Source organism: Yoonia sp. (genome assembly GCF_042093035.1).
Taxonomy (GTDB): domain Bacteria; phylum Pseudomonadota; class Alphaproteobacteria; order Rhodobacterales; family Rhodobacteraceae; genus Yoonia.
In genome coordinates this window covers 1-8,405 of sequence record NZ_JBELFI010000109.1, presented here as the reverse complement: position 1 = coordinate 8,405, position 8,405 = coordinate 1, and the positions used below count along the sequence as shown (strand labels likewise).

Here is an 8,405-nt window from a genome sequence, read left to right as displayed (position 1 = left end):
GGTAACCGGAACTTCGAAGGGCGCATTTCGCCGGATGTGCGCGCCAACTATCTGGCATCGCCGCCGCTGGTTGTGGCCTATGCGCTGGCAGGCACGATGGATATCGACCTCTCAAGCGAACCTCTGGGTCAGGATCAGGACGGCAATGATGTATACCTGAAAGACATCTGGCCCACGTCGGCAGAAATCAACGCACTGGTTGAAAAAACTGTCACCCGCGAAGCCTTCATCAGCAAATACGCTGATGTTTTCAAAGGCGACGAAAAGTGGCAAGCGGTTGAAACGACCGACAGCGAAACCTACGACTGGCCCGCCACATCCACCTACGTGCAGAACCCGCCTTACTTCCGGGACATGTCAAAGGATGCTGGCACGATCAAGAACGTGGTTGATGCCAAAGTCCTCGCCGTATTGGGTGACATGGTCACAACCGACCACATCTCACCGGCGGGGTCATTCAAGGACACGACGCCTGCGGGTCAGTATCTGCTTGATCGTCAGGTGCCTGTGCGTGAATTCAACTCCTACGGCTCGCGTCGCGGCAACCATGAAATCATGATGCGCGGCACATTCGCCAACATCCGCATCAAGAACGAGATGCTGGACGGAGTCGAAGGCGGCTACACCAAAGGCCCCGATGGTGCGCAAACGTCGATCTTTGACGCGGCAATGGCGCATCAGGGAGCAGGCACACCGTTGGTCGTCTTTGCGGGCGAACAGTATGGCGCGGGCTCTTCGCGTGACTGGGCGGCCAAGGGTACCGCGCTCTTGGGTGTAAAGGCCGTGATTGCCGAAAGCTTTGAGCGTATTCACCGCTCCAACCTTGTTGGCATGGGCGTTGTGCCATTTGAATTCACAGGTGGAGACAGCCGCACATCGCTCGGCCTGACCGGTGAGGAGACTGTGACAATCGAAGGTCTGGACGCCGTGAAGCCGTTGCAGGAGATGACAGCGCAGATCACAATGGCGGACGGATCAGTCAAGGAGATCACTGTGAAGTGCCGCATCGATACCGCCGTGGAGATCGAGTACATCGAAAACGGTGGCGTGCTGCATTACGTGCTGCGCAACCTTGCAAAGGCCGCATAAGCGCCAGCTTTCGACATGAAAGAAGCCCGGTCATCGCGACCGGGCTTTTTTGTTGTGACCGCTGGAGCCTCCGGCGGGAGTTTTCTGGCCAAGATGAAGAGCGTGTTTACTCTGTGGCTTTCGCCAACTCCGGGACGAAGCGCTGCTCATAATCCGAGCCGACCAGCGGACCGACAAAACGATAGAGAACCGTTCCGTCGCCATCCACGATGATCGTCTCCGGCGGCCCGGCCACGCCCCAGTCATTTGCGACGCCGCCACGCAGATCAAACCCAGTTGCAAAAAACGGGTCATCATATTGTGCCAGATAGGACGCTGCGTCATCTTGCCGGTCGCGGAAATTGATGCCCGCGACGCGGTAACCCTCAGCTTCAAGCGCCAAGAGATTTGGGTGTTCGGCCCGGCATGGCGGACACCAGCTTGCCCAGAAATTCACAATTGTGACGTCACCTGATCGCAAGTCTGCGTCGGTCAACTGCGCCGTTCCGCGCACCGCCTCAACCGGTACCGCAGGCGCCTGATTGCCGACGAACGTCGCGCGTTGCTTAACAGGGGCGTCGCGCAGCGCCACCGCGAGGGTGAAGCCTGCGACTGCCGCGAGAATGACCGGCGGCACAATCAACAGTGGCGTTAGTCTAGCCACGTTTTTCAGCTTCTTGCAATGCAGTGCGCACGCGGACATAGCGCCGCCAGCTCAGTGCAACGATGGCCGCCAAAAGCAGGATGCTCACTGCATAGGCGGACAGCACTTCAACGGCGTAGCTTCCCAATTCAGGCACGGCGCGCCCTCGCGTCCAGCGCACGGATACGGCGTGCACGGATTTCGGTACGCGTCCGCAACAGTACAAGTGCGACAAACAATACCACAAACCCCGCAATGGAAACCAAAAGCGGGAACCAGAACACATCCGAGATGTTTTCTTCCTTGTCCAGCGACAGCGACGCGCCCTGATGCAAACCCTGATTCCAGAACAGCACCGCATAGCGCGACAGGATCGCAAAGACCGAGCCGACCATGCACAGGACGGCCGTCAGATCGGCAGCGGTATCGGGATCCTCAATCGCTTCCCATAAGGCGATGTAGCCCAGATAGAACAGGAACAGGATCAAGAATGAGGTCAGGCGCGGATCCCACGCCCAATATGTCCCCCACATCGGTTGCCCCCAGATACCGCCGGTGAACAGTGCGATCAATGTAAACACAATACCCACAGGTGCAGCCGCACGGGCCGCCAAGGCCGAGACATGATGCCTGCGCACCACCCATATCAGGGACGCCACGAGCATCATGATCCACGCATTAATCGCCATCAGTGCCGCCGGCACGTGCAAATAGATGATCTTGACCGTCGACCCCTGCCGGAAATCATCCGGCGTAAAGAAAAAACCCCAGGTCAACCCGACCACAAGTAACGCCCCTGCAAGCGCAAAGGCCCAGGGCAAGACCGGTCTGGTCCAGCCCATAAAGCGTTTCGGATTTGCGTATTCCCACATCGACATGACGCTTATCTATCCTGCTCCATAGCTGCCCTCAATCCCCGATCACCGCAGATTGATGCGCAATGTCGCCGCAGTGGCGAAGGGCAAGAATGCAAAGCTGCCCGCTGTGATCGCCCCGATCAGCATCAACGCACCCGTCGGGTCCAGACCTTCTGCCCCGCGCCGAATTGCCTCTGCCCCGAAAATCAGGGTCGGGACATACAGCGGCAGCACCAAAAGCGATAACAAAAGCCCTCCGCGGCGCAAGCCAACGGTCAGCGCCGCGCCAAATGTGCCGATCATCGACAAGGCGGGCGTGCCGAGCAAAAGCGAGAGCAGTAAATAGGGGTAGGCCTCCGGCGCAAGACTAAGCAGGAAACCTAGAGCCGGTGCCGCCAGTGTCAGTGGCAGGCCCGTGGTGATCCAATGCGCAAAGGCCTTCATCATCGCCACCCCTTCCAGCGGCAAAGGTGAGGTCGCCAGAAGCGCAAGCGACCCGTCCTCATAGTCCAGCGCGAATATCCGGTCGAGCGACAGAAGTGCCGCCAGAAGTGAGGCCACCCATAGGATGCCCGGCGCGATGCGCGACAACAGCTCCGTCTGCGGACCGACGCCGAGTGGCACCAGCAAGACCACAATCAGGAAAAACGCAAGTCCAAGGCCAAATCCGCCCCCTGCGCGGATCGCGAGCCGCAAATCGCGCAGCAGCAGGGCAATCACAAGAAGGCCTCGTCTGATCCGCCGCTGGCGTCAAGGGCCGCTTTGAATGGGGTAAGTTCCAGTTCAGGCGCATCAATGCCGAGGTCAATATGGGTCGCGATCACCGCAACGCCGCCGCTGGCCAAATGTTGGTGGCGTAGCCAATCCGCGAAAAGCTTGACTGAAAACCCGTCAAGCGACACCGTCGGCTCATCGAGAAACAGCACCTTGCGACCGATCACGCCCAGTCGCGCCAGACCGAGGCGGCGTTTCTGCCCGGCCGATAGCGTGCCGCCCAGCCGATCGCGCAGGTCGGAAAGGTCGAAGGTTTCAAAAATTTCATCAGGAAGATCGGCGCCATGCACGTCAGCCCAGAATTTCAGGTTCTCCGTCACGCTCAGCGCAGTCTTGATTCCATCCGCATGGCTGGCATAGGCGCCTTCGTCTTCTGGAAAAACCGCCACGCCTTCGATTGCGGGCTGCAACCCCGCCAAGCTGCGCAACAATGTGGTTTTGCCAATGCCGTTCGGCCCCCGCAGGATCAACGCGGTCCCCGCCGCCACCTCAAAGTTGACACCTGTCAACACCGGAACACCGCCACGGGCGCAAGCGAAGTTTTCGACACTGAGCATTCAGACAGGCAACAGGGCCGCAGCCACCCGCCGCCCCTCTGACAGCAGCACGTTGTAGGTGCGGCACGCTGCGGGCGAGGCCATGGTTTCCACGCCGATCCCAGCGTCTTCCATCACCTTGCGGAAATCCGTAGGCAGATGCGCTATTTCAGCGCCCGTGCCAACAAACAAAACATCGATCTGATCGGCGATTTTCAGCAGCGACGCCCTATCCTCAAACGCGCCCCATGCTGAAACGCCTGTTGGCAGAACCAAAACTGCGCCGTCGTGGCGCTGGCCGCCCACACGAAAAAACCCCGGCCCATAGCCATCAATTGGCATCGCGTCGTTGTAGCTGATCTCGTTCAGGCGCATCTGTCCCTCTTCAGGTATCAATATGACCGTATCTTGTGCCCGTGCTGGGGTCTTTCTTGGACCAATCCCGCTTGACGCCAAGCACCAGCAGGAACGCGGAGGCCACAAAAATCGAAGAATACGTCCCGATCAAGACACCCCACATCATCGCGAAGACGAAGCCACGGATCACATCACCACCAAGGATGAACAATGCCAGAAGTGCCAGCATCGTCGTCACGGAGGTCATCAATGTCCGGCTGAGTGTTTCGTTGATCGAGATATTCAAAACCTCTTTGAGGTCCTTTTTCTTATACTTGCGCAGGTTTTCGCGCACCCGGTCAAAAACAATCACCGTGTCGTTGATCGAATAGCCCACAATCGTCAGCAGTGCGGCGATAATTGCCAGATCAAACTTGATCTGCAATTCCGAAAAGATCCCGACCGTCAGGAGCACATCGTGCGACAAAGCCAGTACAGCACCGACTGCAAACTGCCATTCAAACCGCAGCCAGATATAAAGCAAAATCGCCACAACAGCCAAGGCAACAGCAATAATCGCGGTCTGGATCAGCTCTCCGGAAACTTTGGGGCCGACTGACTCCACAGATGGAAACGTCATGCCCGGATCAATTGTGCGCAATGCCGTCTGGATCGCCGTGATCGTTTCGGAGGCGATACGTTCATCACCTTCTTGTGCCTGCACACGAACCATGGTGACGAATTGGTCTTCGTCAAACAGCGGGTCTTCGACCTGCGCGATAGACACATCGCCAAGTTCCAATGTCGCCAAAACATCGCGATATTCTGCGACATCGATGGGTATCGCGCTATCGGTTCGAATGCTGGTGCCACCTTGAAAATCAATGCCGTAGTTCAGGCCCTGGATCAGGAATGACGCGAATGCGATCACCATGGCAATCATGGAAAGCCCCAGCCAGAGGCGGGCGCGGCTGAAGAAATCGATGGATGTGTGTTCGCGGACCAGTCTTAGACGCATATCAAACCTCGATTGTCTTGGGGCGGGTGCGCGCGAACCAGACCACGATAAGCGATCTGGTTACGAAAATCGCAGTAAAGACGGACGTGATGATGCCAAAGCCCAAGGTTACGGCAAAACCGCTGACCGGGCCGGAGCCCATGGTGAACAGGATCACGGCAGTGATAAATGTCGTGATATTGGCGTCAATGATGGACGACAGAGCTTTTTCATAGCCCAATTCAATCGCGCGTGCCGGCCCCTTGGCGGTTTTCAGCTCTTCGCGAATACGTTCAAACACAATTACATTGGCGTCCACCGCCATACCAATGGTCAACACGATCCCCGCGATACCGGGCAAGGTCAGTGTTGCGCCCACAATGCTCAGCAGGCCGAAGATCAGTCCGATATTGATAATCAAGGCGGTATTGGCAAAAACACCAAAGAGACCATAGCTCAACACCATGTAAACGAGGATTGTGATGCCCGCCACGACAGAGGCAATCTTGCCAGCGGCGATACTATCGGCACCCAGCTCCGGCCCGATGGTGCGTTCTTCAAGGAAGGTCAACTCAGCTGGCAACGCGCCTGCACGCAGCAGGACGGCCAGATTCGTGGCTTCCTCAACGGTGAAATTGCCTGTGATGATGCCCGACCCGCCGGGGATGTGGGCCTGGATCGTTGGCGCGGAGATTACTTCATTGTCGAGAACGATCGCAAAAGGGCTGCCGATGTTTTCCAGCGTATAATCGCCAAATTCACGTGCAGCAGATGTGTTGAACCGGAAGGCCACCGCCGGGCGACCGTTTTGGTCGAAATCCAGCTGTGCATTCTCAAGATCTTCGCCCGTCACGACAGGCCGACGTTCCAGAATATAAAACAGGTCGGGCTCATCAAGCGAGGGCACGAGGACATTGCCAGTGCCGGCGGAAGTACCGGGATCCGTTGTCCGGCCTTGCACCGGGTTGAATGTCAACTGCGCGGTGGTACCCAGCAACTCAATGATTTCATTGGCCGATCCCACACCGGGGACCTGCACCAGAATCCGATCTGCGCCCTGACGCTGGATCGTGGGTTCACGTGTGCCGACTTCATCAATCCGGCGGCGGATAATTTCCAGCGTCTGCAATATTGTGCGCTCATTCATCGCTACGATCTCCGCCTCGCTGAGCGTAATCGTAAGCAATGTCCCATCAAGACTGACGTTGATATTCGTTGCAGCAGCACCTGTGAAAGAAGCCACGGGCGACGCAAGCCCACGCGCGATTTGGAAGGCCTCGGTCGCGCCCTCCGGTTCGGAAATCCGCACGCGCAGTTCTGTCGCGGGGCTATCCTCTCGGGTGACGAAGCCGACGGAATTGCGCTGTGCGGCAAGCGCGTCACGCACGGTTGGCCAGAGCCCTTCCAGGAAGGAAGCATGGACATCCTCAACCTGCACCTCGACCAACAAATGCGCCCCACCGCGCAGATCAAGGCCCAGATTCACGAGGCTGGAGGGCAGCAAACGCGGCCAGATTGCCGCCTGGGCTTCCAGTTCCGCGCTTGTCTGCCCCGCTTCGATCAACGCAACCGCATCGTTGCTGGTCTCAACGCGCGTGTAGAAGGCGTTTGGCATCGCAAAGGTCAACCCGACGATGACTGTCAGCCAGATCATCACAAGCTTGGGGAACGAAATATTGAGCATAAAGCGCGCCTTTTCCGGCAGTCTTCTAGGTTTTTGCTGGCTCGGTCTTGTTCATGACAGTCGCGATCGTGGACTTCACCACACGGACTTTCACGTCCTTGGCGATTTCAACTTCGACCTCATTGCTGTCGTCTTCTTTTACCTTGACGATTTTGCCAACAATACCGCCTTGCGTGATGATCTGGTCACCGCGACGCAATGCCGTCAGCATCGCAGTGTGTTCTTTCAGCTTCTTCTGTTGCGGGCGGATCAGTAGGAAATACATGATCCCGAAAATCAACAGGAGCATAATCAGGTCGGCAGGTCTCATAATCCATCCCTTATATTCTTGCGGCTTTTTGCCTTTGAAAGTCGCGGCACATTATGTCCGCATCCCCCGAATGGCAACCGCGATTGACGGGCTTTTGACCCGCATTTGTGGAGATATGGGGCCAGCCCGCGCCGAAAGCAAATCAAGAGCGGTGATTGAGACGGCAAGGCGGTGAAATTCGCCGCCCAAAGGCGGACTTGCAACAAAAAAGCCCGCGCACGAGGCGCAGGCCATTCGGTTGGCAATTGCCGATTTTTTCTAGGTCACCCCGAAGAAACTGAACAACATCCCGTATCCGTAGTTGGGTTGCTCTACCGCAGGCGATTGCGAAAGATCGTCGCGGATCGCCCGATACATTTTTTCGTCCAGGCGTTTGCTCATACCGAATTGGTAGTCCAGCGTCACACCAAGGGACTGGACTTCGTCGTCATTGCCCAATTGAAAGAGCTTGTATGTTGCCTGTGCCGACAGCGCATCATTGAACTGATAGTTGGCGGCAATCGATGCTGAACTGAAATCTCCAATGAATAAATCATCGCTACTGTCGTCGTATCCGGCAATGACGGCAACGCCTGATCCAAACGTGTATTCGCCGCGCAACCCGAAGTAGCCGCCGTCCAGATACGACGCGCTGGTGTAAAATCCGCGCGCGGCCCAAGGACCGGACACGAAATCTGCCGACAGGTGATAAATCTGCTCGTCCGAATCCGTGTAAGCTTCTACCACAGCGCCCGCTGTGAAGTTGTCGCCAATCCGTACCTCACCAAAATAGGAGGTTACATCAAATTCAAAAGATTCATTTTTCACGTTTCGGCGGGCGACAGCAACGCCGAAATTCTCATTCTGATACTGCGCGAATCCGCTTACAACATCATTCTGAATGGTGAAGTCTCCGAAGCCATTATCAATTTTGGTCTCCACATCGTCAAAGCCCAGACCAACAAGGATTTCCGGCGTTATCTGATAGGCAGCAAACCCGCCAATGCGGCGCAGGTCCTGAGAAAGACCGATGCTTGCTTCAATACTCTGACCGGCAAGCGCACCTCCGAGGACGAATTGATTGATCTGATACTCAAAGGCACCGTCAAAAGCCATGATGTCATAGTCAATACCCTGATCCTTATCCTCAAGCGCTTCGATCTCAAACGTCGCCGTGCCGTAGGTCAGCTCCTGCGCATAGACAGGAAGTGCAATTAATCC

11 protein-coding genes are annotated in these 8,405 nt (G+C 56.7%); 1 reads left to right on the top strand and 10 read right to left on the bottom strand.

Going from position 1 to position 8,405, the window contains the following annotated elements; translation table 11 throughout:
• The coding region (locus tag ACFDSS_RS12065) for an aconitase family protein (RefSeq protein ID WP_375255992.1) at positions 1 to 1,089 on the top strand (1,089 nt) is incomplete at its 5' end.
• A gap of 106 nt (positions 1,090 to 1,195) precedes the next feature.
• On the opposite strand, the gene ACFDSS_RS12060 is transcribed toward ACFDSS_RS12065, so the two are convergent.
• From ACFDSS_RS12060 to ACFDSS_RS12015, 10 genes are all read right to left on the bottom strand, one after another.
• Complete coding sequence (locus tag ACFDSS_RS12060) at positions 1,196 to 1,732, bottom strand: DsbE family thiol:disulfide interchange protein (RefSeq protein ID WP_375255991.1); 537 nt, start codon at positions 1,730 to 1,732, stop codon at positions 1,196 to 1,198.
• Positions 1,725 to 1,868, bottom strand: a complete 144-nt coding sequence (ccmD, locus tag ACFDSS_RS12055; RefSeq protein ID WP_375255990.1) for a heme exporter protein CcmD — start codon at positions 1,866 to 1,868, stop codon at positions 1,725 to 1,727. Before ccmD ends, ACFDSS_RS12060 begins: the two co-directional genes overlap by 8 nt.
• Positions 1,861 to 2,589 carry a heme ABC transporter permease gene (locus ACFDSS_RS12050; protein ID WP_375255989.1) on the bottom strand — a complete coding sequence of 243 codons (729 nt, stop codon included), beginning with the start codon at positions 2,587 to 2,589 and terminating at the stop codon, positions 1,861 to 1,863. Before ACFDSS_RS12050 ends, ccmD begins: the two co-directional genes overlap by 8 nt.
• A 42-nt stretch (positions 2,590 to 2,631) precedes the next feature.
• The gene (gene ccmB, locus ACFDSS_RS12045) at positions 2,632 to 3,288 is read right to left on the bottom strand and encodes a heme exporter protein CcmB (protein WP_375255988.1); all 657 of its coding nucleotides are present in this window, start codon (positions 3,286 to 3,288) and stop codon (positions 2,632 to 2,634) included.
• The gene (gene ccmA / locus ACFDSS_RS12040; RefSeq protein ID WP_375255987.1) at positions 3,285 to 3,899 is read right to left on the bottom strand and encodes a heme ABC exporter ATP-binding protein CcmA; all 615 of its coding nucleotides are present in this window, start codon (positions 3,897 to 3,899) and stop codon (positions 3,285 to 3,287) included. The genes ccmB and ccmA overlap by 4 nt, the downstream gene beginning before the upstream one ends.
• A complete protein-coding gene (locus ACFDSS_RS12035) occupies positions 3,900 to 4,253 on the bottom strand; it encodes an Mth938-like domain-containing protein (protein WP_375255986.1) in 354 nt (117 codons plus the stop codon). It abuts the gene before it with no gap.
• 10 nt (positions 4,254 to 4,263) lie between these two features.
• Positions 4,264 to 5,232, bottom strand: a complete 969-nt coding sequence (secF, locus tag ACFDSS_RS12030) for a protein translocase subunit SecF (protein WP_375255985.1) — start codon at positions 5,230 to 5,232, stop codon at positions 4,264 to 4,266.
• A 1-nt stretch (position 5,233) separates the two neighbouring features.
• Positions 5,234 to 6,895 carry a protein translocase subunit SecD gene (secD, locus tag ACFDSS_RS12025; RefSeq protein ID WP_375255984.1) on the bottom strand — a complete coding sequence of 554 codons (1,662 nt, stop codon included), beginning with the start codon at positions 6,893 to 6,895 and terminating at the stop codon, positions 5,234 to 5,236.
• A 25-nt stretch (positions 6,896 to 6,920) separates the two neighbouring features.
• Entirely contained in the window at positions 6,921 to 7,205 is a 285-nt protein-coding gene (yajC, locus tag ACFDSS_RS12020) for a preprotein translocase subunit YajC (protein WP_375255983.1), read from the bottom strand.
• A 258-nt stretch (positions 7,206 to 7,463) separates the two neighbouring features.
• The coding region (locus ACFDSS_RS12015) for a hypothetical protein (RefSeq protein ID WP_375255982.1) at positions 7,464 to 8,405 on the bottom strand (942 nt) is incomplete at its 5' end.